Origin of the sequence: Pseudophaeobacter leonis (genome assembly GCF_002087335.1) — a bacterium.
GTDB lineage: Bacteria > Pseudomonadota > Alphaproteobacteria > Rhodobacterales > Rhodobacteraceae > Pseudophaeobacter > Pseudophaeobacter leonis.
Genome location: NZ_MWVJ01000093.1, coordinates 1 through 23,557, shown reverse-complemented (window position 1 = coordinate 23,557; position 23,557 = coordinate 1). Strand labels below are relative to the sequence as shown.

The following is a 23,557-nucleotide window of genomic DNA, read 5'->3' as shown; positions in this document are numbered from 1 at the left end:
ACACGCTGGGATTTAGCCAAAGACCGGGTCCGGCGCAAGAGGGGCACCGGCATTTTTTTCAAAAAAAACGATTATTGCAAAAGCCTCTCGGTGCCGTCCTCCAGCAGATAAATGCAGCCTTGTTGATTAGAGAGTTCGGCCATCTGCTGACGTGACAGCCCCTGCGCAATACCGCGCATCACCTGCCCCAGCAAGCCATGCGCAACCACCACGGACGGCCCTGTTAAAGCCTGCATAAAGGACAGAATTCTCGCATGAAAACTCGTGTAGCCTTCGCCATTTGGCGCGGCACAGAAAAGATCCAGATGTTTGGGGTTGGCAGCCCAGATCTCGGGAAAACGGCTTTCAACATCCCTCATGGTGAGCCCTTGCAGCGCGCCCGCGTCGGCCTCAGCGAGACGCGGGTCAGTGGCAAAATCCGTCCCGGCCAAAGCAATAGCCGCCGTCTCCTGGGCGCGTCCAAGCGGCGAAGCAAAACATTGCGGTGCCTGCCTCAGAATAGGACGCAGCAAAACGGCCTGTTGCTGCGCATGGGATTGTCCCAGGGGGCTCAACCGGGACTCCAACTGCCCCTGGATGCGCCGCTCAGCGTTCCATTCCGTTTGCCCGTGACGCAGAAACCAGATTTTTGGAAAAGAAGTCATGTGGCCGCGCGCCCCTATAGCTTTTGAAACACTTCAGACAGAAGTAGCCGCGCACAATCTGGAAAGGAAGGCCTGCGCCGCCTCCTGCGGCAAAAACGTTCTGCCCGCCTCTCGACAAAGCGGCCAAAATCCTGCTTTTTGGCCAGACCAGCTCCAGCTCCTCCGGTTTTACTCCGGACAGAAAAGTCAGATCTCATGACCCCTATTCTCTACTCCTTTCGCCGATGCCCCTATGCGATGCGGGCCCGCCTGGCACTGTCCTCTGCGGCGCAGAGCGTCACGCTGCGCGAGGTGGTGTTGCGGGACAAACCTGCAGCGTTTTTACAGGCCTCGCCCAGTGGCACCGTCCCGTGTCTTGTGACCAATGCGCAGACCAATGATGAAAGCCTGGACATCATGGTCTGGGCCTTGCAGCTAAACGACCCGGAAGGCTGGTTGTCTATGCCCGAGGCTGGGTGGGACTGGATCGCCAGATCTGACGGGCCCTTCAAGACCGCGCTGGACCAGACTAAATACGCCAGCCGCTACCCCGAGGCCGACCCGGACACTCAACGTCAGAAGGCCGCCCGCTTTCTGGCCGCGTTGAACATGCAAATTGACACCTGGATCTTTGATCAGGCCTCGATTGCTGACTACGCAATCTTGCCCTTCGTGCGCCAGTTTGCCTTTATCGACAAACCCTGGTTTGACCAGCAGCCCTGGCCCGCACTGCAGCTTTGGCTTGAACGGTTTCTGACCAGCCGCCGCTTTGAAGCGATCATGCAGAAATATCCACAATGGCACGATGGCGACCCCGTGACCCATTTCCCCTAGGCTGGCCCTGATACGCTGACATCGCAGCTGGCTCCGGCCGGATCGTTTTTTCCAATTCACGACAGAGAGCAGCCATGGCTGTCCCTTTCGCCTTGTCGGCACAGGAAATTGACTGCGGTCAAATAATTATTGACTACGGTCAATTTTAAGCCGATAAGTGACCACAGTCAGTTTTGGAGCCCCTTATGACCCGAATCTTTATTCTCAACGGCCATCCCGCCGAGACGTCATTGTCGAAAGAGTTGAGCCTCACCTATAGTCGCGCCGCCAAGGGCAGTGGCCATGAGCTGCGCCTGAGCAACCTGAACGATCTGCAGTTTGATATTGATTTCGGCTTTGCCGGCTACAGCCAGATCAAACCACTCGAGCCGGATCTGGAAGGGTTCATGCGCGATCTGGAATGGTGTGAGCACTTTGTCCTGACCACGCCAATGTGGTGGGGCGGGCTGCCAGCAAAGCTGAAAGGACTGTTTGACCGCGCCCTGTTGCCAGGCACAGCTTTTGATCCAAGAAACACAACGATGGGCATTCCTGCGCCATTGCTGAAAGGCCGCAGCGGTCGGGTGTTCGTAACATCAGACACCCCAGGTTGGGCCCTGTCGCTGTTCTACAAAAAAGCGATGATAAATCAGATCGAGCGGCAAATCCTTGGATTTATTGGCCTAAAGCCGGTCAAAACCACGTATTTTGCCCCGGCCTCGCACCCCAAGAAAAAGGCCGTGGAGGGCTGGCTTCAAAAAGCACAAAAACTGGGCGCAAAGGCTGCGTAACAAAAGGACAGGCCAGGACACAACAGGACAGCGCAGCGCGTTGCTGCCTTTTGATGCCCCGCACGACGCCCAGCCTCTTCTTATGTGTCCTGTTGCGACAGGCCGCTAGCCCTTGAGACGGAAGCGTTGAATCTTACCCGTTTCCGTCTTTGGCAGCTCCTTGGCAAAAACGACCGAGCGCGGGTACTTAAAGGGCGCGATGCTGGCCTTTACGTGATCTTGCAGCAGCGTGACCAGTGCGTCCGACGGACTATGCCCCGGTGAGAGCACCACATGCGCCTCGACAATCTCACCGCGCGCCTCGTTTGGGGCGCCAATCACGGCGCATTCCGCCACCGCGTCATGAGCCAACAGCGCCGCCTCGACCTCTGGGCCTGCATTTTGTAGCCCGACGAGATGATCATATCATCGTTGCGGGCGGCAAAATGCAGATAGCCGTCCGCGTCCATCATAAAGCTGTCGCCTGTTACGTTCCAGCCATCCTGCACATAGCTCAGCTGGCGATCATCTGCCAGATAGCGGCAACCGGTAGGGCCCCTTACGGCCAAACGCCCAACCTCTCCGCGCGGCGCCTCGGCGCCGTCGGCTGCCAGAACACGGCCCTGATAGCCCCGCACCGGCTTACCTGTGCAAGAGGGGCGATGGTCGGAAAACCGGTTGGTGATAAAGATATGCAGCATTTCGGTGGCGCCAATACCATCCAGCATGGGCTTGCCGGTTTTGGCAATCCAGTCATCGTAGACCGGCGCAGGCAGGGTTTCCCCAGCTGAAACCGCAGCCCGCAGCGAGCTGAGATCCGCCCCCGCCTCCATCGCCTGCAGCATCACGCGGTAGGCCGTTGGTGCGGTAAAACAAACCGTGGCCCGGTATTTCTGGATGATCTCGATCAGTTTTGGCGGCGAGGCGTTCTCTAGCAGCGTCGCCGCCGCGCCAAACCGCAAGGGAAAGATCGCGAGGCCACCGAAGCCAAAGGTAAAGGCCAGAGGCGGCGAGCCGATAAAGATATCCTCGGGCTGCACATCCAGAACCTCACGCGCATAACCATCGGCAATGATCAACAGATCGCGGTGAAAATGCATCGTCGCCTTGGGTGAGCCGGTGGTGCCCGAGGTAAAGCCCAAAAGCGCCACATCATCCCGCCCGGTCGCGACGGCGGTGTAGCTCACCGATTTTTCCAGCGCCAAACGGTCCAGTTCGGCATCGTGATTAGAGGTGCCATCAAAGCCCACAACGGATTTCAGAAAGGCAGAGTCCTTGGCGCAGAGCACCAGTTCGTCCATCAGCCGGGTATCACAGAGCGCATGGCTGATCTCGGCCTTATCAATAATCTGTCCCAGCTCGCCTGCGCGCAGCATCGGCATGGTATTCACCACCACCGCGCCAACCTTGGTTGCAGCCAGCCAGCAGGCCACCATGGCCGGGTTGTTGGCCGAGCGGATCAACACACGATTTCCGGGCTTTACGCCCAAATCTTCGCTCAGCACATGGGCCAGGCGGTTGGTCCAGTCCGTCAGTTCCTTATAGGTACGCCTGCGGCCATTGCCGATAAGAGCAGTGCGGTCGCCAAATCCTTTGGCCACCATGGCATCGGTCAGCTCCACCCCAACATTCAGCCGCTCGGGGTAGTCGAACCCCTGCAGCAGAAACTCTGGCCATTGCTCTGCGGGCGGCAGATTATCGCGGGTAAAGCTATCACTATGGGCGCTCACGCTCAGCATCTCACTTGCCCTCCTGCGGCTTGGACGGATTGGTGCCAGCCTGGAATGTGTCCGCCTGATAGGCGCCAAGGGTCTGGCGCGCGATCACCACCCGCTGCACATCCGATGCCCCCTCATAGATCCGCAAGGCCCTGATATCACGGTAAAGCTCTTCGACCTTCTGACCATGGCGCACGCCGTCGCCACCGTGCAGCTGCACCGCTTTGTCGATCACCTGCTGCGCCTGATCGGTTGAAAACAGCTTGGCCATGGCGGCCTCGCGGGTGACGCGGGCCGCGCCACTGTCCTTGGCCCAGGCGGCGCGGTACACCAGCAGGGCCGCGGCATCCACATCCAGCGCCATATCGGCAATATGCCCCTGCACCATCTGCAATTCAAACAAAGGCGCCCCCTGTACCTGACGGGTCGAGACCCGCTCCAGCGCTTCATCCAGCGCCCGGCGGGCAAAGCCCAATGCAGCCGCCGCCACAGTGGAGCGAAACACATCCAGCACCGACATGGCGATCTTAAAGCCGTCACCAGCCAGCCCCAGCAGCGCTGATTTAGGGATGCGACAATCGCTAAAGCGCAGCGTTGCCAAAGGATGCGGCGCGATCACAGTCTGGCGCTCCACCACGTCAAACCCCGGCAGGTTTGCAGGCACGATAAAGGCCGAAAGCCCCCTGGCCCCCGGTGCTTCGCCGGTGCGGGCAAACAGCGTGTAGACATCGGCAATGCCGCCGTTTGAAATCCAGGTTTTCTCGCCGTTCAGCACATAGTGGTCGCCGTCCAGGGTTGCCGTCATGGTAGAATTTGCGACGTCAGATCCAGACTGGGGCTCCGTAAGGGCAAAGGCAGAAATCGCCTTGCCGCTACGCGTCAGCGGCAACCATTCGGCCTGCTGCGCCTGCGACCCAAAGAGCGAGATCGCTCCGGTGCCAAGCCCCTGCATGGCAGAGGCAAAATCAGCCAGACCATCATGGCGCGCCAGAGTTTCGCGGATCAAACAGAGTGTGCGCACATCCAGACGCTCGCCGCTCATCGCGGCGCTATGCTGCGCCCAGCCGGCCTCACCAAGGGAGGCCACAAGGCGACGGCAGGCCGCATCCGTGTCGCTGTGGTCGATCCCGGCCAGGGCCTCAGAGGCCCAGACATCAAGGTCGCGCGCCAATGCGCCATGGGTTTCGTCAAAAAACGGCCAGCTGAGAAATGTCTTATCCGCCATGTCTGTCCTCTCTTGGCCGGATTGGTGGTCGTCACCCTCCGCGCCGCACCTGTGTCATTGCCATCGCGCCTTTATCCATTGCACGATGTCGCGCCCTCTTAGTCCCCTTGAAAGACGGGTTTTTCCTTGTTCACAAAGGCATGGTAGGCGCGCTCAAAATCTGCCGTCTGCATGCAGATCGCCTGGGCCTGCGCCTCGGCCTCGATGGCCTGCTCGATCGACATCGACCATTCCTGCGCCAGCATCGTCTTTGTCATCATATTGCCAAAGTTCGGCCCCGCCGCGATACGCGCCGCCAGCGCCTGCGCCTCGGCGCTCAGATCCTCAGCCGCGACCAGCTTGTGGTGAAAGCCCCAGGCGGCGCCTTCTTCGGCACTCATCGAGCGACCGGTATAGAGCAGCTCTGCCGCACGACCCTGGCCGATGATGCGGGGCAGAATGGCACAGGCCCCCATGTCACAGCCCGCAAGTCCAACGCGGGTAAACAAAAAGGCGGTCTTGGCCTCCGGCGTGGCAATGCGCAAATCCGAGGCCATGGCAATGATTGCGCCTGCGCCCACACAGATGCCATCAATGGCTGCAATCACCGGCTTGCCACAATTGATGATCGCCTTGACCAGATCGCCGGTCATCCGGGTAAAGGCCAGCAGCTCTTTCATGCTCATCTTGGTGAGGGGGCCAATGATATCATGCACATCACCGCCAGAGCTAAAGTTGCCGCCGTTGGAGGCAAAGACCACGGCCTTGACCTCATCGTTGTAATGCAGATCGCGAAACCAGTCGCGCAGCTCAGCGTAGCTGTCAAAGGTGAGCGGGTTCTTGCGCTCAGGCCGGTCCAGCGAGACCGTGGCAATGCCATCTTTGATTTCGCACAGAAAATGCTTGGTATCCATCTGGGTCATGTTGTGCTGTCCTTGTTTTCCAATCGCCGGGCCACCTCATCCAGTGCCTCGGCCATGCCCTGGGCCGCCTCAGGGGCGACACCGGCAAAAATTTCATCAATCCAGGCCTCATGGGCCGCTGCCTGGCGAGCAAACTCCGCCTCTCCGGCCTCTGTCAGCCGCACCCGACTGGCGCGGCGATCACCAGGCACCTTTTCGCGCAGCACATGGCCATCCTCGACCAGGCGCTCAACGATTCCGGTCACATTGCCGTTGGAAACCTTCAGCACAGTCGAGAGCTGGCTCATCTTTAGCCCTTCCCTGTGCTGGGTCAGCGCCGCCATGACGTCAAAGCGGGGCAGCGTGGTGGCAAAGTTCTGGCGCAGGTTCTCGCGCACCGCGTTTTCGACACTGCGCGTCGCCTCCAACACCCGCAGCCAAAGCCGCAGGCGATCTTTTGAGGTATCCGACCCGGTCATATCTCGCCCCCCGAAATAGGCAGGGCTGCACCGTTGACCGATCCCGCCCCGGAACTGGCCAGCCACAGCGCGGCCTCTGCCACCTCAATGGGTTGGATAAAGCGGTCCTGTGGGTTGCCCCGGCGCAGGGATTTGGCGGCTTGCTCCGGCGACATACCGGTCTTGGCGACGATGGTATCCAGCGCGTTTTGCAGCAAAGGCGTCTCTATGAACCCCGGACAAAGCGCATTTACCGTCACACCGGTCTTGGCCAGTTCAATGGCAAGCGACCGGGTCAAGCCCAGAACGCCATGTTTTGCGGCGCAATAGCCTGAAACATAAGGGTATCCCTTTAGACCAGCGGTTGAGGCCACGGCGATCAGACGCCCCCAGCCTTCAGACTTCATTGCAGGCAGACAGGCCTGCCAAAGGTTAAAGACGCCAAGCAGATTGACGCCCAAAGCTTGCGTAAAATCCTCTGGCGTCATCCGCTCAAAGGGCTGCGACGGGGCCGCTCCGGCATTCGCCATTGCAATAGTTACCGCGCCGTTTGATGCCGTGGCCGCATCCAGGGCCTGATCAAGGCTGGCCCGATCCGTTACATCACAAGACAGCGGCAAGGCCCCGGTCTGTGACGCAACCTCTTCCAGGGCCTCAAGGCGACGACCAAGGATGGTCACGCGCGCGCCTTTGCGTGCAAACTGACGCGCCAGCTCAGCCCCGAGGCCCGAGCCTCCGCCAGTGATTACAACATGTTTTCCCTCAAAGCTCATGCCCGGATAACCTCTGCATCGCGGTCCGCAAGGCGCCAGGACTGATCCCGTCCAGCCTGATAGGGCAGCGGCCACGCGCCGAACCGGTCGCCGATCTTGGTGGCCTCATGCAGCGCCCAATAGGGGTCTGCCAGATGCGGTCGGCCCACACAGACCAGATCCGCCCGTCCCGCCATCAGGATCGAGTTGGCATGGTCCGCCTCATAGATATTGCCAACCGCCATGGTGGCAAGCCCCGCGTCATTGCGGATTCGGTCGGAAAACGGCGTCTGGAACATGCGACCGTAAACGGGCTGGCCCTCAATCGGGTCTGCCCTGCCGAGACATCAACAATGTCCACACCAGCCTCTGAGAAGGCGCGTGCAATATCAACGGCTTCCTCTGGCGTCACGCCCTCGTCGCCCAGCCAGTCCGTGGCAGAAATCCGCACCGACATCGGTTTTTCCGTAGGCCAGACCTCCCGCATGGCTGCAAAGACCTCAAGCGGATAGCGCATGCGGTTTTCCAGCGAGCCACCATATGAATCCGTGCGAATGTTCGATTTTGGCGAGATAAACGAGGAAATCAGATAGCCATGCGCCGCATGTAGTTCGATCATATCAAAGCCACAGCGCGCCGCCATCTCGGTGGCGGAGACAAATTCAGCCTTTATCTGGTCCATTTCCGACCGGTTGATTTCACGCGGGGTGTCATTCTGCGGTGACCAGGCAATGGCCGAAGCAGAGACCAGATCCCAGTTCCACGCTGGCAAGGGCGCATCCATGGTTTCCCAACCGACCTGGGTCGACCCCTTGCGACCCGAGTGGCCGATCTGGCAGCAAATTTTTGCATCTGTCTCTTGATGGATAAAATCCACCAGTCGCGCCCAGGCTGCCTCATGCTCTGGTGCATAGAGACCGGGACAGCCCGGGGTGATGCGGCCTTTGGGGCTCACGCAGGTCATTTCGGTGTAAACCAGCCCGGCGCCGCCCTTGGCCCGCTCACCATAGTGGATAAGATGCCAGTCTGTGGGGCAGCCCTCGACCGCCTTGTATTGCGCCATTGGAGACACGACGATGCGGTTTTTCAGCTGCATATCACGCAGCTGATAGGGGGCAAACATCGGCGGGCGCACTGGCGCGTCATTGGGCGCTCCGGCCTTTTCCTGAAACCATTTTTCCGCCGACTTCAGCCAGTTAGGATCGCGCAGGCGCAGGTTTTCATGGGAAATCCGCTGGCTGCGTGTGAGCAGAGAATAGTTACTGTACCGGATCCATACCAAGGTAGCGCTCAACATCCTCAAACCACTCTAGCGAATTGCGCGCCGCCGACTGCAGGCGCAGAACATCCAGCCGGCGCTCTTCCTGATAGCGCTCAAATGCCCGCTCAAGACTGTCCTCGGATGAAATGAGTTCAGCCAGCGCGATGGCGCTGTCAAAGGCCAGGCGTGAGCCCGATCCGATGGAAAAATGCGCCGTGGCCGAGGCATCTCCCAGCAGCACAACGTTTTCATGGTGCCATTTGTCACACAGAACCCGTGGGAAATTGATCCAGACCGCTGATCCACGCAAGTGGTCGGCGTTTGAAATCAGGCTATGGCCGCCAAGATGGTCGGCAAAGATCTCTTCGCAGGTGCGAATGATCTCTTCCTTGGACATATCCTCAAACCCCCAACGGTCCCAGGTTTCGCCAGAGCATTCAACAATCACGGTCGCCGTGTCATCGTCAAATTGATAGGCATGAATCCAGACCCAGCCGTGTTTGGTTTTTTCAAACACAAACGTGAAGGCATCATCGAATTTCTGGTGTGTTCCCAACCAGATAAATTTGCAGGGCCGCACATCGATATTGGGCTTAAAGTGCTCGGCAAACTCACTGCGCACGGACGAGTTCAAGCCGTCACAGCCAACAACCACGTCATAGTCTTTCTGATAGGCCGCAGCCGGTTTTGCGCGGGTTTCAAACTGCAGATCAACGCCAAGCTCTCGAGCCCTCTCCTGCAACATCAGCAACATTTTCTTACGACCGATGCCAGCGAACCCGTGGCCCTGAGAAACGGTCCGCACTCCGTGCTGCACAACGGCGATGTCGTCCCAATAGGCGAAACTCTCTTTGATGGCCTGGGCGCTGACAGGGTCATTCTTGCTGAGGTTTTCCAGCGCATCATCCGAGAGAACCACGCCCCAGCCAAAGGTGTCATCCGCCTTGTTCTGCTCAAAAACTGTCACCTCGGCATCGGGCTGCCGCAATTTCAATGAGATCGCAAAATAGAGCCCAGCTGGGCCGCCCCCCAAACATGCAACTTTCATGGCCCACTCTCTCCTGACTCTGGATATTACAGTCAGGATAGGTCAGCCCTCAAAAACTTCAAGCTTAAAGTTTTATGCTTGAAGCTAATTTTGGCCTGGATCTGCACCAGAGCTTTGCCCCCTCCTGGCCCCATTCCCTGCTCCCGCTCTCTGAACCTGTCGAATTCTTGCGCAAAGAAGGATAACAGCAGGTCGATGTGTCACTGACTGGCCTGGCAGGATTTTGTGGACAATCCATTTCTCACTTAATTAACAAAATTTTAATGGATATTCTTAAGTGGAAAAATCAGGGGATTTTTTGTGGACAACGTCGAAATTACACAAGGCCCAGGATCGCTTTCCCTGACACGCCTCAGATCAACACGACAGGATCTTTCCTGAGTCAGCGGCAGAGGTGGACAAAAGGCTTCGCCCCTTCGCCCCTAAGATGTGAAAAGTTGATAATTGTAAATTTTTCCTTAATATTTCCGCGGTTTTTCATGAATTTCACGATAAAAGACTGGGGATAAGACATAGGTTTCCGGGGTAGTCCGGCTGCTGCAGGGCTATGCCTTAAGAAAATCGCTGAAACCAGGCGCCGTCAGTCTGCGCAGCGGCTGCAGGACTCAGACCCTGCCTGAGACAAACCAAAGCCAGCAGAATGCAGCCAAACCTCAAATTTCGCGCAGGTAGCGCATGACGGCTTCCCGGACGGATTGATCGCCCCGATGGCGGGATTCATAGATAACCCTACGCAGATCCTCAAGGTTAACTCTCATTAACAGAGACTTAACGGGCCCAATTGAAGCGGGGCGCATTGAGAGGGTTCGCACGCCCATTGCCGCCAAACAGACGGCTTCGATCGGCCGCCCTGCGTCCTCACCACAAAAGCTGAGCGGCGTTTTCGAGGTGGCGCAGCGCTCAACAATCTGCTCGATCAGGCTGAGAAAACTGACGTTCAGGCTATCATAGCGTTTGCGCACGCGTTCATTTTCACGGTCCGCAGCAAAAAAGAACTGCTTCAAATCGTTGCCGCCGATGGAGATAAAGCCAACCTCATCAAAGAACTTTTGCGGTGCAAACGCCAGAGAGGGTGTCTCCAGCATGGCGCCAATCTCCAGGCTTTCGGGCAAGGCGTGGCCCAAAATACGTTCGCGTTCCAGTGTTTTGGTGACCTCATCGCGTGCGGCACGGTACTCCTCGGCCTGGGCGACAAAGGGAAACATCACCGTCAAAGGACGCCCATTGGCAGCCCGCATCAGGGCCTGCAACTGCATCCGCATAATGCCCGGCTTGTCCAAACCCACCCGAATGGCACGCCACCCCAGGGCTGGGTTGGGCTCGTCATTGGGCTTCATATAGGGCAGCACCTTATCCGAGCCAATGTCCAGGGTGCGAAACACCACGCGTTTTTCCTGGGCGGCGTCCAACACACGTTTGTACAGGGCAACAAGCTCAGAGCGCCTTGGCATCTGGTTGCGTACCAGAAACTGCAGCTCGGTACGAAACAGGCCAACACCTTCGGCGCCGGAGCTTTCCAGCGATGGCAGGTCGGCCATCAGCCCGGCATTCATCACCAGATTAACCTTCTGGCCATCGCGTGTCACAGCAGGCTTATCACGGATCGAAACATAGCGTTCTTGGGCCTGGGCCAGCATCGCAATCTTGTCGCGAAAGGCGCTGACAACACTGTCATCGGGGCGCAGGTGCACAACGCCCTGCTCACCATCCACCATGATGTGATCGCCGTTCAGGGCCTCATTGGTGATGCGATTGGTATTGACCACCAGCGGGATCGCCAGCGCCCGGGCAACAATGGCAGCGTGTGAGCCGACCGAGCCCTCTTCGAGCACGATGCCCTTGAGGTTACGGCCGTATTCCAGCAGCTCTGCAGGGCCAATATTGCGCGCCACCAAAATGGGATCGTCCGGCAGCTCTGCGCCGGTTTCGGCGCCCTGCCCCGTCAGAATCCGCAGCAAACGGTTGGACAGATCATCGAGATCACTCAGCCGCTCACGCAGGTAGGTGTCCTGCACCTGGGACATGCGTGAGCGCGCCTGAGATTGTTCTTTTTCGACAGCCGCCTCGGCGCTCAGGCCACGCGAGATGTCTTCTTCCATACGCCGCATCCAGCCTTTGGAATTGGCAAACATGCGATAGGCCTCAAGCACCTGCAGCTGTTCTTTGTCACCGTTCTGCGAGATCTCAAGCATCTTGTCGACGCCGACGCGCAGCTGTTCGACCGCCTCTTTGAGGCGCACCAGCTCGCGCTCGGGATCATCGGCAATGGGATTGGTCACCACCACGCGCGGCTCATGCAGCCAGACGTGCCCCTCAGCCGCGCCTTCCTGGGCCGCCGTCCCCGGCAGCATCACGGGTTGTTGGTGCAGCGGCGACAGGGACCGCGCCCTCGCCGACAAAGGCGCCCAGCTCGGTCATCTCAGCGATGACCATGGCGACCACTTCCAGTGCGTAGACCGCATCAGCCGAGAACTCGCGCGCCTCTTTGGACTGCACCACCAGCACGCCAAGCATTTCGCCAAGCCTCTGGATCGGAATACCCAGGAACGAGGAAAACCGCTCTTCGCCGGTTTCCGGCATATAGCGAAAGCCCTTGGCATTGGGCGCATCAGGCGTGTTGATCACCTTGCCGAATTTGGCAACGCGCCCCACAAGCCCCTCGCCGATCCGCATCCGGGTCTGGTGCACGGATTCGACGTTCAGACCCTCACTGGCACAGAGCTCCAGTGTTTCGTCATCAAGAAACAGATAGACCGAGCAGACCTCGGTTCCAATACTGTCGCCAATCAGATGGGTGATCTTGTCCAGACGGGCCTGGCCGGGGGTATCCCCAGCCATAGCCTCGCGCAGGCGGCCAAGCAGCTTGCGGCTTTCAGATTCAGTACTTTCGACCATGGGCCCTGTTCACATATTCTTTTTGTGGCAGGCAGCCCCGAGTGATCAGGCCACCTTGTCCAATTCAAAGGCATCATGCAGTGCTTGCACAGCAAGTTCCATGTATTTCCGATCAATAAGAACGGAAATCTTAATCTCCGAGGTTGTAATGACCTTAATGTTGATCCCCTCATCAGAGAGCACTTTGAACATCTTAGCCGCAACACCGGACTGCGAGCGCATGCCGATCCCCACAACAGAGACCTTGGCAACCGCCTTGTCGGCCACCAGTTCGGCGTAGTTCAGCTCACCCTGTTCCTTGATGGCCAGCAGCGCCTGGTCGGCCCGGCCCACCTGATCGGTGGGGCAGGAAAAGGTCATATCCGTGCGGCCGTCTTCCGAGATGTTCTGCACGATCATATCGACATTCACCCCGCCCTCGGACAGGGCATTAAAGATGATCGCGGCAATGCCCGGACGGTCGGCAACCGACATCAGGGTCATCTTGGCTTCGTCGCGGGAATAGGCCACACCGGCCACAACATTGGATTCCATGATTTCCTCCTCGTCACAGACCAGCGTGCCGGCCTCATCGGATTGTTCTTCAAAGCTTGAGAGAACGCGTAGTTTCACCTTGTAGCGCATGGCCAGTTCAACCGAGCGGGTCTGCAGCACCTTGGCCCCCAGAGAGGCCAGCTCCAGCATTTCTTCAAAGGCGATCTTGTCGAGCTTGCGCGCCTTGTCGCAGATCCGCGGATCCGTTGTGTAGACCCCGTCGACATCAGTATAGATGTCGCAACGCTCAGCCTCAAAAGCAGCAGCAAAGGCGACGGCCGTGGTGTCAGATCCACCGCGTCCCAGCGTGGTAATACGACCCTCAGGGCTGATGCCCTGAAAGCCCGCCACCACAGCGACGCGCATGCCTTCGGCAAATTTTGCGTTGATGTTTTCCGGCGGGATCTCTTCGATGCGTGCCTGACTGTGGGCGCTGTTGGTTTTCAGCGGCACCTGCCAGCCCTGCCAGCTGCGCGCGGGCACATCCATTTCCTGCAGCGTCAGGGCCATCAGTCCCGCCGTGACGTTTTCGCCAGAAGAGACCACCGCATCATATTCACGCGCGTCAAACATCGGCGAGGTCTCATTGACCCAGCCGACCATCTCATTGGTCTTGCCGGACATAGCCGAGACGATGACAATGACGTCATAGCCTTTGGCCACTTCGACGCCGACGCGTTTCGCTGCGCGCCGGATCCGGTCGAGGTTGGCGACCGAAGTGCCGCCAAATTTCATTACTAGAACGGGCATGGGCAAAAGTCTCCGTGCGCTCGCTGTTTCCGTTCCCTGCCTCTTAGGCGACAGCGGTTTCAAGGGCAAGGCTGCGTATTGTAGCAATACACCCCGCCGACGATCTGCCGCAGGCACACGTGCGACCAGGCGCCACTTGCGGCGCTGCGGGGCACTTTACGCGGCGCTCCATCGGTGCGAGGCTGTTGGCAGACTTGGTAGATGAAAGAAGCCCATGCGTTTTATTGCACACACCCTCCTTGCCCTCAGCCTTTCGCTGCCCCTTGGCTCTGTTGCGCGCGCCGCGACTATCGCCGGCACCGATGGCGTCAACGCCATTGGCCACCTGCCCTGCGCGGCCCAGGATGGCGCAATCCTGACCGAGTGCAATTTTGAAATTCTGCGCAAAGAGGATGGTGCCTTTACCCTGCGCGTTCTGTTGCCCGGTGGCACAGTGCGCTATATTTACGGCATGGATGGCAAGATCACCGGCACCGACAGCACTGGTGCGCTGGCGTCAAAGCGCCTGTCAGAGAAAACGATTGTGCATATCCGTCCTGCGGAGATGTTTGAGATCGCCAACGATCTGATCGACCCTGAGTGAAACGCCCTGAACAGAGCCCTGGCGCTTTGGAATGGCGCCGTTTCAAGAGCGCCAGAACAGCGGCGTGAGGATGGCATAAACGGCCATCATTTCCAGACGCCCAATCAACATCGCACTGCTGAGGATCCATTTGGCGGCGTTCATTCAGCGTGGCAAAATTTCCAGCAGGCCCAATGGTTTCGCCCAGGCCCGGCCCCACATTGGCCACCGCAGTGGCCGCGCCTGAAATTGCCGTGATAAAATCAAGCCCGGTCAGGGCCAGCGCCCAGGCAACAATGCCCATGGTCAGAACAAAAAACATGAAGAACGAGATCACCGAGCTCAGGACATCCGGCCCGACGGGCCGCCCCTCAAAGCGCGGCACAAAAACACCATGCGGCGAGCGGATGCGCTGGATCTGCACCTGAATGGAGGCAAACAGCAACTGATAGCGGAAAATCTTTACCGAGCAGGCGGTGGAGCCCGCACAGCCGCCAATCAGACCGATAAAGAAAAACACCGTAATGAGAAAACTGCCCCATTTCATGTAGTCAACGCTGGCATAGCCGGTGCCCGATATGATCGAGGTGATATTAAAAAGCGCCTCGCGCAGGGCCTGTTCTGGGTGATGCGGAAAAACAGTCACCAGAACACCGGCCGTTACCACCACCAGAACCAGGATGGTGGCCAGAAAAACCCGGATCTGGCTGTCCAGCAGCATCGGTTGCGTATGGCCGTTCACCAGTTGCACATAGCGCACAAAGGGCAGTGCGGCGAGGATCATAAAGACCGCGGCTGCGTATTCTGCCGGACCCGAAAAGGTGCCAAAAGACCCGTCATAGTTGGAAAACCCACCGGTAGAGACCGTGGTCATGGCATGCACCAGGGCGTCAAACCCGCCCATTCCAAGGCTAAAGTAGACCAGCATGCAGGCCACCGTGAGGCCGACATAAATCAACGAGATCTGCTTGGCGATCGCCTGCGCCCGGGGCAGGATTTTTCCAAATGTATCAAAGGCTTCCGATTTGAAAATCTGCATACCACCGACACGTAGCTCTGGCAGAAAAACCATTGCGACAACAATGATGCCAATACCGCCCAGCCACTGCAGGATTCCGCGCCACAGCAACAGCCCCTTGGGCAGATCATCAAGACCAGAAATCACCGTCGACCCGGTGGTGGTCAGCCCGGACATCGCCTCAAAGAAGGCATCGGTAAAGCTGAGCTCCGTCGCCCCAAGCATCAGGGGCAGAGCCCCAAACAGAGGCAGGGCAACCCACACAAAGGTCGTGAGCAAAAAGGTCTGCTGAATGCTCAATCCATCGTGCTTATCACTGTCGCAGCTCAGGGCCAGAAGAGCGCCGCCAAGGATCGTGATGAGACCGCTTTGCAAAAAGACAGGCCACTCCCCCCGCCCCTCTATCAGGTCAGCAAGGAAGGGAAACACCATCATGGCGCCCAGGATCACAACCAAAAGGCCGATCACATATCCAACGGGTCGGAATATCCAACATGCCGCGAGCGTTGGCCTGCCTTGCAGAAACTGTCAAGTCAAAGACGCCACACAGCCCGCCGCAGCCCCCCTCCTGGACCGACCACAGATAGCCCGCGGCTGGGCCTCAGCCCTGATGGATCAGCGTAGAAAACAGTCTTGGGTCCAGGCTTTTGTTTGCAAACAACGGCCCCTGGGTCAAAATGCTGATGGCATCATGACTGTGCAGGCTTTCCTGATGACTGGCCACGACCCGGAAATCTTTGATTCTGGGGTCATTCTGCAGCTTTTCGCAGAACAGACGCGCCGCATCCTCAACAAAGATTGGATTTGCTGCGTTCAATTCGGCAAAGGCCTGTTCATCTTCGCGTTTCACCATGACCTGCGTCTCTGTGGGCACCGCCTGGCGGCAATGGGCTATCAGATCCTCAAACCACAGGCATTCGCTCTCGGGGTCCACAGCGACCGAGATCCGCGCCACCGAGCGCTGCGAATGCGGCGTCGCCAACTGGCCCCGGGTTTGGCGGGCATGCTCGCTCAACTCGAGCGAACAGGGGCAGGTAGACGAATAGACATAGTCCAGATGCATGATCTTATGACGCTGCCCCTCCGCGTGCAGCAGTTCCAGCGGGATATCATAGTATTGATAGCCAGACAGGCCAGAGCGCAGGCTTTCAATGCGCATCGGGAAAGAAAAGCGCATCTGGATACGCGCATCCATGCTTTCGAGATCAATGAGATAGTCGCTGAGTGCGGCTTCCATCACCTCAAAGCTAAAGGTTTTTTCGGCGTGTTTGTAAAAAGAGCGCATGATCCGGGACATGTTGATGCCTTTCTTGTCGGCCTCTAGGCTGACAGATCCGGTAATGCTGGTCTCCAGAGTCTGGTCGCCGCCGTCGCGGCTGTGAAAGCGGATCGGCAGGCGAAAGTTCGAGATCCCCACATGCTGGATCTGCTCCTTGGCGCCGCGAATGAGGCTGGCAGGTCCGTTCTGCAAATCAGGCAGCGTTGCGCGATACGCCTCGTCTGATTTGAAATCCTGCGGGTAGTCGCGCGACAGAACAGGGTAGTTGCGTACCTCGCCCCCCGGAAGCAGCCGTGCGATGGCCGGATGCAGGAGCGCAACCTCTGTCGGTGACGCCACCTCGGCCCAGCGCCGCAACAGGATAAGCGCCGCTTCGGCCTCTTGCCGGTCGGGGGCTTGCCGGTCGGGGGCTTCTGACACATCACGCGTCGGAATGTTCATGGCACAAAGGTCTCCGTTTTTACCGCTCGATACTGGCTGCAGCTAAACTGGCAGCGATTTAACTGGCAGAAATTTAACTGGCAGCACCTTAACTGGTTTAGACATTTACGCAGCAAAGCTCAAAACGGATCAATCAAATACGGCAGGATCTGGCCCGGATCTGCCATTTTGGTCAGATCCGGGCCAGATCGCTGTCTCCCTAGCCCTGTGCCGCGGCAAGCGCCTGGGTGAGATCCGCAATCAAATCCCCGGCATCCTCAAGACCATCCGAGAACCGCACCAAGCCCGGCGTGATCCCCAGCTCGGTCTTTTGCGCATCCGGCAGGCGCTGATGGGTGGTGGTCGCCGGATGGGTGGCGATGGATTTGGCGTCCCCAAGGTTGTTTGAAATCACCGGTATGGTCAGCGCATTTAGGAAACGAAAGGCTGCCTCCTTGCCTCCCTTGATATCCAGCGACAAAACAGTGCCGCCTTTGCCCTGCAGCTGGCTTTGCACCAGAGCATGCTGTGCATGGGTTTTCAGACCGGGATAGATCATCCGCTCCAGTGTCGGATGCCCCTGCAACGCCTCGGCAATCTGCAAAGCGCTTTCCACCTGGGCTCTGACGCGCAGGTCGATGGTCTCAAGCCCCTTGAGCAGGGTCCAGGCGTTAAAGGGGCTGAGGCTGCCGCCCGTGTGTTTCATATAGGGCTCAACCGTGCCACGGATGAACTCACGCGTGCCAAGGATCCCCCCGCCAAGCACCCTGCCCTGACCGTCGATATGTTTGGTGGCGGAATAGATCACAACATCCGCCCCCTGTTCGATCGCCTTGGAAAAAACCGGCGTAGAGAACACGTTATCCCCCCCTACAGTGGCCCCCACCGCATGGGCGATCTCAGAAACCGCCGTGATGTCGATCACCTCCAGTGTCGGGTTCGACATGCTTTCAAAGAACACAGCCTTGGTGTCCGGGCGCATCGCCGCACGCCACTGGTCCAGGTCGGTGCCATCGACATATGTCACCTCAACCCCGAAACGGGTCAGGATATTTTCAAGAATATAGAGACAAGAGCCAAACAGCGCCTTGGCCGAAACCACATGATCGCCGGCCTTCAACATCGAGGTCAGCGCGCCATTGACTGCCGCCATGCCAGAGGCAGTGGCAAAGGCATCCTCGGCCCCTTCCAGCAGGGCAATCCGTTCTTCGAACATGGCCACCGTCGGGTTACCATAGCGCGCATAGATGAATTCATCCGGGCCGCACTCAACAAACCGTGCCTCGGCCTGTTCGGCTGTGTCGTAGACAAACCCCTGGGTCAGGAAGATCGCTTCACTCACCTCGTTGTACTGACTGCGGCGCGTGCCCCCATGCACCAGCTTGGTGCGGTTGTTCCAGCTCTCACTCATCTCATGACCTCCTGCGCCTTTGCGCAACAAAAAAACCCCCGTCCGGCCAAGCGAAAGGGGGTCCTTCACGTCCTGACCTCTTTAGCGGAATGTTTAAAGTGGCCCGCAATCCGGTTACAAATCGACCACTTTCAGAGGTAAAACCCCTTATAATTCAATGCGTTACCGTAATAACAGACGCAAATCCAAGCCTATAACCACGTATGTTTTCCGCCTATTTACCTGCGTTTACGATCATTCCCTTTTAATGGTATGCCCCCAAGGCATACCTTAGCACTCAGGGCATACCAAACAGCAGGGGCACCATGGGAACGATTGCAGAGCGCAAGCTATCCGACGGCCGCATCGCCTATAAGGCTCAAATCATCCGCAAACGCAAGGGTGAACCAACTTTCAGGGAATCGCGACAGTTTCCACGCCGTGCCACCGCAAAAGCCTGGATGGAACGGCGCGAGAAGGAACTGCGGGAACCAGGCGCTCTAGAGAAAGCCAGAGCCCCCCGCCCCACCCTGTCCGACGCGATTAACCGTTACATTGATGACCATAAAAAGACCTATGGAAGATCAAAGGCCCAAGTCCTTGCAAAATTGACAGAAACCGATCTGGCGCAATTGGCTTGCGAAGATGTTACCAGCCAAACAATTGTAGATTTCGCGAGAGAGTATGGACAAGAACGCGCCGCATCTACGGTAGGAAACTACCTATCCCACCTTGCCCCCGTCTTCAAACTCGCCCGCCCCGCCTGGAACATCGATCTCGACCCAGCCGCCATGGTTGACGCTCTCGTGGTCTGTAAACAATTGGGCCTAGTCTCCAAATCGAATCGCCGCGACAGACGCCCATCCCTTGTGGAGCTGGACAAACTCCTAGCGCACTATGAGGACAGTGCCATTCGGGGTCACATGCCTATGCACAAGATAATTGCATTCGCCATATTCTCTACCCGCCGCCAAGACGAAATAGTGCGGATGAAATGGGGAGATTTTGAGCCTGAAAATAGCCGGGTACTGGTTCGAGATATGAAAAATCCAGGGGAGAAAATCGGAAACGACGTATGGTGCGAACTCACCCCGGAGGCAATGGAGATTATCAACTCCATGCCAATCGATTCTGCAGATGCCTCAATATTCCCATACCGGGCGAACAATATCTCAGCTTCCTTTATTCGCACCTGCGCTCTCTTGGGGATCGATGATCTGCGGTTTCATGATCTGCGTCACCAATGGAGTTAGCCGGCTGTTTGAGATGGGTCGCACAATTCCATTGGTAGCAAGTGTCTCGGGCCATCGTAGTTGGCAAAGCCTTCAACGATATAGCCACATTCGATCTGCTGGCGACAAGTTTGAGAATTGGCCGTGGCTAAACCGGGTCTGCGCCCAGTCCTCCTGATCCACAATCAGAAAACTATCCCGTGATTTCAATAAGAGTTGGAGAGCAACTTAATCCAGCAATGCCAAGAGCCCCATGAGAGGCCTTTGCAAAGGGCTTTCAATCGAAGCGAAAACATCTGACCATCTATCATACCGGAAATCTCAGAAAAGGAATGCGGTGATGCGCAAACCAAAGCCCATACGGGAACGCGCTGCTCGCGCGCTTTGCGAATTACACAACCTGCCTGCCGATGCCAAAATGGACGGCGCGCCCATCTGGCAGTCTTATCTGCCAGATGGGCGCGCCGTGTTGCAGGCAGTAGTGTGTAAAGAGAGCTGGGCAAGCGTGAAAGACGCCTCAGAAGGTGTAGAACTCAAAATCACCAGCTAGCCCTTAAACGGACTTGTTTGAAAGTGAAGGCCCAAACCCGCCCCTCCTGACGATCGACACGAACGGTCCACACCCGCCTTTGGCCAGATCTCCAAGTGCTGCATCGCAGCTTCCCCGAAGCAGCCGTTCAACACATTGTACAGCAATTTTGTTGGCCAGAGGGCGGCTCAGCGGACGGAGCTGCCGTTCGCGGCACTTACTCCAAAGTCGGCTTCCAGCTTGGAGCCAAACTGATTCAAGCATCGATAGAGTTCATTTTGTTAATTTTATTCGATCAAGGTTTTCCAATTCTAGATCGGCAATCTGAACTTTCAGTAGCTAGGTTGCTATACTCGCTCTGCGCTGCAGTAAGCCGACCCTGAAGGCTAGACAAACTCGCGCTCAGCTCACTTGACCTCTGTGGCAGTTGCGAGCGTTCGAGTTTGAGACGCCTTAGTTCGCTGGTGTTTCGATCATGCTGGTCTTCGATTTTCTGGTGTTCGGTCTCTAGTCTAAATTTCTCAGCCTGATCTTCCGCCCTTCCCAACTCAGCTTGGATGTCAGAAATGTCGGAGACAAGAACGGTAACTGTCTGTTCCAAGTTAGTGATTGCTGATTGCAACCACTGAGATCGAACTGGTAAATTGGATATTTGTTTTTCAAGCTGTGAAGCTTGCCCCTGAAAGTTCCTAAGTTCTTCAGAAAGTAACCGTTGCCGCGCGTTAACGCCATGAATTAGCGCGCGGCATGAATGAGCACTTAACCCCGCCATTTTCTGCTTTGCATCGGCTGGAGCGCGATCTTCAATAATCATCCACCCAAGGCCAATAATCGTCAAAACCAAAGTGATAAATATCCCAGCAGACCACTTGAACAGAGAAATAAACTGATTGAGCTTTCCTTCGAAACGCTCGATCTCAGACGAAATATTTTTTTTGCATTCCCCTAGTATTTCATTCTTACAGCTGGTGCTGCCTGTGACCTCATTTTCTTTTGATACACTCGTACTAGCGTCATTGGAAACGCCATCAGCCTTGTTATCGTTATCTTCAGTCATACCGATCACCTCAGGACTTCTTGCAATAAATCAACACAATAAAGGGTGGCATATTGTCGTGAGCTCTCCCACCTCCCGCTGGTCTCATCCGCTCATACCCGGATGCATGGTAAGACCACTCATTCAACATACCTGCTTTTCCACCATCACCGCCGAACACTGCACCATGATCGTGTGTAGGCATCTCTTCAATAGTCAGTCGGTGTGTCTCTGATCCGCCGGTCGCTCCGAGACTGTTGTCATCCCCCAAGCCTAGAATGAACCGCCCATCTGCGTGATGGTAAGGGTCCCATCCTGCCGGACAGTTAGGTTGATCAAAGGCGACAACCGCATTTCTTGGAATGCCCGCTATCAAAATATTTTCTAGTTTTTGAATTCTTTCCTCAAGAGCCCTTGTGGCACTCAATAACTTCGACATTTCCGGATCAGCCGATTGAGCATTCACGAGTGCGGATATGCTCGAAACTGCCGCTGCAAATAAAAAAACCCTAAACATTAACCCCTCCAAAGCTATCGTCGTTTTTTTTAAAAACCTTCACGAGCCTTAGCCAGCCACTCTGCCGTCGTTGGCTCGGCCAGTAATTCGCTCACGCACATCTACCGCAAATGCCATCCATCATCGAGTGCGGTCCCACTCAGCAATCACAAGCACATCATCCATGCTGAACTAACGCTAGAGGCCTTGGGTTTGAGCAGATACTCTAGCATAGCCGGTCCGCATAGTTTCAGGTTATCAGATCGCAAAGAAATGCGAACCAGATTAATGCACCGCGCCCACAGCTTGATTTGATTAGATTTCAACAATGGCATATTGTTTTTTCTTACGCAACATAGCGGACGTTTATGGAGCCCGAAGCAGACCTCTATAGGCTAAGACCAAATAGGTCTTCAGTCTTTGTGGAGATCTCTAATCGAAAAACTATCAATAATGTCGGCTGCTTTGTTTCGTCCCGCCCGATGGTCACTTGGTGTTTTGGGCAAAATCTCAGTCTTGAGCCCACCCAAACGCTTTGGTGGTATATATTTTAGATGCTTCCCGTCTTGCGAGCTTGTAAACCCAAAATCAGACAGCAAGCCACCTAAGCGTTTGGCCATTGTTGTGTGGTCTCTACCAGCAGACTTGATTTGTTCTACTAACCCAAGTGACTTTCCTGTATATGCCGAACAGCTCAATAAGCTTTTCAACAAGAAACTATCCCTAGGCGATAAGTCTATTGTAGATCCAGCCACAGCATTCGTCACCAATTTTCTAACTCGGTCTGATACCTCACCATGATAAAGCTCTGTGGACACCGTGTCTGAAATGGCACTATTCAGCAGTCCCATATCATGTATGTTGAGAGCATCGACTGCCTCCTCGGATGCCTTTAGCGCTCTCTTTAATTCAACTATCTGGGCATCTTTGGCAGCTATATCTGCGTCAAATGTATGCATATATTCGTCTAACGCTTGATTGTCGGATCCATTTCCTGACCGAATTTCTTTTGCAAGCTTTTCGCGAAGAATCCTGCCCTGTAGTTCTTGCAGCTCGTTCCAATCAAGTGCTCCGTGCCCTTTTAGGCTTGAAAGGTACCTTGAGGCCGCCGAAGTAATGGCATCAAAAATTCTTGTGCCTCGATCCAATTCATTTCGAATATAAAATTTGGAAACCAAACCTTTTGATGGCACGCAAAGGCCAACTGTACCACCGTAAGGGTTGCGCCCCTGGCATTTTACATTGAGCTTTCGGGAGAAAAACCTCGTAGGCTCAACGACAACGTGCGCTAAACCACCCAATTGAAAGGCTAATTTTTCAGGGGCAACGATAAGTTCGTTGGCATCGTCTCTACTGACATAAACAAATGGGAGATCAGTTAGCTCTTGTCCGGATACAATTCTCTCTGCAAGATCTAAGTTACTTGAAGTCAAGGCGTACGGAGTGTCGGCGACGGGCCAGTTGCCATCATCAATAGCCCATCCGTTTTTTATCATCATCTTTATTATGAATGGTTTTTTTGGGGAAATCTGCTGAACGTCTGGGTTGGAAATTAGGCACTGACTTTTAACGTGAACCCATGCGGTCGCCTTAAAGCGAGAAACTATGCATTCCGTTCTCCAAACCCTCCCCATTTCATCGGGAATTTCGTGGCGCAAGCCTATGGCCGAGACGGTATCAGCCTCAATTGATTTTAAGCAAAATAATTCACCGCTCTTAGAAAGAATTCGAGCATCATCATCAAACATTTGCCTGTCGACAGCATCATCCAAAACCGTACTTTTATTAATCCCCTTGAGCCACTCAATTGCTAAATAGGAAAAATCTTTATTGGTAATAGTCCCGCGTATGGGGAATGAGGTTGAAA

At 56.2% G+C, this 23,557-nt stretch carries 16 protein-coding genes, 4 pseudogenes and 1 riboswitch; of the genes and pseudogenes, 5 read left to right on the top strand and 15 right to left on the bottom strand.

Annotated features, from left to right (window positions below; all coding sequences use genetic code 11):
• Positions 1-71 precede the first annotated feature (71 nt).
• The gene (locus tag B4968_RS18015; RefSeq protein WP_083100758.1) at positions 72-644 is read right to left on the bottom strand and encodes a histidine phosphatase family protein; all 573 of its coding nucleotides are present in this window, start codon (positions 642-644) and stop codon (positions 72-74) included.
• 195 nt (positions 645-839) lie between these two features.
• Here B4968_RS18015 and B4968_RS18005 point away from each other — a divergent pair, with 195 nt between their 5' ends.
• Together B4968_RS18005 and B4968_RS18000 are read left to right on the top strand one after the other, a co-directional pair.
• Entirely contained in the window at positions 840-1,457 is a 618-nt protein-coding gene (locus tag B4968_RS18005; protein ID WP_083100756.1) for a glutathione S-transferase, read from the top strand.
• A 185-nt stretch (positions 1,458-1,642) separates the two neighbouring features.
• Positions 1,643-2,227 (top strand): NAD(P)H-dependent oxidoreductase, encoded by a 585-nt coding sequence (locus tag B4968_RS18000; protein ID WP_083100755.1) that lies wholly within the window; start codon positions 1,643-1,645, stop codon positions 2,225-2,227.
• Between the two features lie 105 nt (positions 2,228-2,332).
• On the opposite strand, the pseudogene B4968_RS17995 reads toward B4968_RS18000, so the two are convergent.
• From B4968_RS17995 to B4968_RS17960, 8 genes and pseudogenes are all read right to left on the bottom strand, one after another.
• Positions 2,333-3,945 (bottom strand): annotated as a pseudogene (locus B4968_RS17995) (AMP-binding protein).
• Between the two features lies 1 nt (position 3,946).
• Positions 3,947-5,149, bottom strand: coding sequence for an acyl-CoA dehydrogenase family protein (locus B4968_RS17990; RefSeq protein ID WP_083100754.1), 1,203 nt, complete (start codon positions 5,147-5,149; stop codon positions 3,947-3,949).
• A 98-nt stretch (positions 5,150-5,247) separates the two neighbouring features.
• Complete coding sequence (locus tag B4968_RS17985) at positions 5,248-6,051, bottom strand: enoyl-CoA hydratase family protein (protein WP_083100753.1); 804 nt, start codon at positions 6,049-6,051, stop codon at positions 5,248-5,250.
• Complete coding sequence (locus B4968_RS17980) at positions 6,048-6,509, bottom strand: MarR family winged helix-turn-helix transcriptional regulator (protein WP_083100752.1); 462 nt, start codon at positions 6,507-6,509, stop codon at positions 6,048-6,050. The genes B4968_RS17985 and B4968_RS17980 overlap by 4 nt, the downstream gene beginning before the upstream one ends.
• On the bottom strand, positions 6,506-7,261 hold the full coding sequence (locus tag B4968_RS17975) for an SDR family NAD(P)-dependent oxidoreductase (protein WP_083100751.1): 756 nt from the start codon (positions 7,259-7,261) through the stop codon (positions 6,506-6,508). The genes B4968_RS17980 and B4968_RS17975 overlap by 4 nt, the downstream gene beginning before the upstream one ends.
• Positions 7,258-9,549: pseudogene (locus tag B4968_RS17970) on the bottom strand (bifunctional salicylyl-CoA 5-hydroxylase/oxidoreductase). Before B4968_RS17970 ends, B4968_RS17975 begins: the two are co-directional and overlap by 4 nt.
• A gap of 653 nt (positions 9,550-10,202) precedes the next feature.
• Positions 10,203-12,444 (bottom strand): annotated as a pseudogene (ptsP, locus tag B4968_RS17965) (phosphoenolpyruvate--protein phosphotransferase).
• A gap of 45 nt (positions 12,445-12,489) precedes the next feature.
• The gene (locus B4968_RS17960; RefSeq protein ID WP_083100750.1) at positions 12,490-13,728 is read right to left on the bottom strand and encodes an aspartate kinase; all 1,239 of its coding nucleotides are present in this window, start codon (positions 13,726-13,728) and stop codon (positions 12,490-12,492) included.
• Between the two features lie 214 nt (positions 13,729-13,942).
• Here B4968_RS17960 and B4968_RS17955 point away from each other — a divergent pair, with 214 nt between their 5' ends.
• Positions 13,943-14,311 (top strand): hypothetical protein, encoded by a 369-nt coding sequence (locus B4968_RS17955; RefSeq protein WP_083100749.1) that lies wholly within the window; start codon positions 13,943-13,945, stop codon positions 14,309-14,311.
• Between the two features lie 42 nt (positions 14,312-14,353).
• Here B4968_RS17955 and B4968_RS17950 read toward each other — a convergent pair.
• The 3 genes and pseudogenes from B4968_RS17950 to metZ form a co-directional block, all read right to left on the bottom strand.
• Positions 14,354-15,743 (bottom strand): annotated as a pseudogene (locus tag B4968_RS17950) (TrkH family potassium uptake protein).
• A gap of 166 nt (positions 15,744-15,909) precedes the next feature.
• A complete protein-coding gene (gene folE2, locus B4968_RS17945; RefSeq protein WP_083100748.1) occupies positions 15,910-17,028 on the bottom strand; it encodes a GTP cyclohydrolase FolE2 in 1,119 nt (372 codons plus the stop codon).
• A gap of 199 nt (positions 17,029-17,227) precedes the next feature.
• Positions 17,228-18,418, bottom strand: a complete 1,191-nt coding sequence (metZ, locus tag B4968_RS17940) for an O-succinylhomoserine sulfhydrylase (RefSeq protein WP_083100759.1) — start codon at positions 18,416-18,418, stop codon at positions 17,228-17,230.
• Positions 18,419-18,478: 60 nt separating this feature from the next.
• Positions 18,479-18,557: riboswitch (SAM riboswitch) on the bottom strand.
• Between the two features lie 166 nt (positions 18,558-18,723).
• Here metZ and B4968_RS17935 point away from each other — a divergent pair.
• The gene (locus B4968_RS17935) at positions 18,724-19,650 is read left to right on the top strand and encodes a tyrosine-type recombinase/integrase (RefSeq protein ID WP_241525829.1); all 927 of its coding nucleotides are present in this window, start codon (positions 18,724-18,726) and stop codon (positions 19,648-19,650) included.
• Between the two features lie 319 nt (positions 19,651-19,969).
• Entirely contained in the window at positions 19,970-20,179 is a 210-nt protein-coding gene (locus tag B4968_RS17930; protein WP_083100747.1) for a hypothetical protein, read from the top strand.
• A gap of 274 nt (positions 20,180-20,453) precedes the next feature.
• Here B4968_RS17930 and B4968_RS17925 read toward each other — a convergent pair whose 3' ends face one another.
• From B4968_RS17925 to B4968_RS23560, 3 genes are all read right to left on the bottom strand, one after another.
• Entirely contained in the window at positions 20,454-21,215 is a 762-nt protein-coding gene (locus tag B4968_RS17925) for a hypothetical protein (protein ID WP_083100746.1), read from the bottom strand.
• Between the two features lie 10 nt (positions 21,216-21,225).
• On the bottom strand, positions 21,226-21,711 hold the full coding sequence (locus B4968_RS23220) for a hypothetical protein (protein WP_139792901.1): 486 nt from the start codon (positions 21,709-21,711) through the stop codon (positions 21,226-21,228).
• A 392-nt stretch (positions 21,712-22,103) separates the two neighbouring features.
• A partial coding sequence (locus tag B4968_RS23560; protein ID WP_083100745.1) for a hypothetical protein occupies positions 22,104-23,557 on the bottom strand: 1,454 nt, incomplete at its 5' end.

Bases quoted from the DNA above. Each gene is read 5' to 3' on its own strand.
- B4968_RS17960 (WP_083100750.1), bottom strand. From the start codon at position 13,728: ATGCCCGTTCTAGTAATGAAATTTGGCGGCACTTCGGTCGCCAACCTC.
- B4968_RS18000 (WP_083100755.1), top strand. From the start codon at position 1,643: ATGACCCGAATCTTTATTCTCAACGGCCATCCCGCCGAGACGTCATTG.
- B4968_RS17930 (WP_083100747.1), top strand. From the start codon at position 19,970: ATGCGCAAACCAAAGCCCATACGGGAACGCGCTGCTCGCGCGCTTTGC.
- B4968_RS17925 (WP_083100746.1), bottom strand. From the start codon at position 21,215: ATGACTGAAGATAACGATAACAAGGCTGATGGCGTTTCCAATGACGCT.
- folE2 (WP_083100748.1), bottom strand. From the start codon at position 17,028: ATGAACATTCCGACGCGTGATGTGTCAGAAGCCCCCGACCGGCAAGCC.
- B4968_RS17935 (WP_241525829.1), top strand. From the start codon at position 18,724: ATGGGAACGATTGCAGAGCGCAAGCTATCCGACGGCCGCATCGCCTAT.
- B4968_RS17990 (WP_083100754.1), bottom strand. From the start codon at position 5,149: ATGGCGGATAAGACATTTCTCAGCTGGCCGTTTTTTGACGAAACCCAT.
- B4968_RS17985 (WP_083100753.1), bottom strand. From the start codon at position 6,051: ATGACCCAGATGGATACCAAGCATTTTCTGTGCGAAATCAAAGATGGC.
- B4968_RS17955 (WP_083100749.1), top strand. From the start codon at position 13,943: ATGCGTTTTATTGCACACACCCTCCTTGCCCTCAGCCTTTCGCTGCCC.
- B4968_RS17975 (WP_083100751.1), bottom strand. From the start codon at position 7,261: ATGAGCTTTGAGGGAAAACATGTTGTAATCACTGGCGGAGGCTCGGGC.
- B4968_RS18005 (WP_083100756.1), top strand. From the start codon at position 840: ATGACCCCTATTCTCTACTCCTTTCGCCGATGCCCCTATGCGATGCGG.
- B4968_RS17980 (WP_083100752.1), bottom strand. From the start codon at position 6,509: ATGACCGGGTCGGATACCTCAAAAGATCGCCTGCGGCTTTGGCTGCGG.
- B4968_RS18015 (WP_083100758.1), bottom strand. From the start codon at position 644: ATGACTTCTTTTCCAAAAATCTGGTTTCTGCGTCACGGGCAAACGGAA.
- metZ (WP_083100759.1), bottom strand. From the start codon at position 18,418: ATGAGTGAGAGCTGGAACAACCGCACCAAGCTGGTGCATGGGGGCACG.
- B4968_RS23220 (WP_139792901.1), bottom strand. From the start codon at position 21,711: ATGTTTAGGGTTTTTTTATTTGCAGCGGCAGTTTCGAGCATATCCGCA.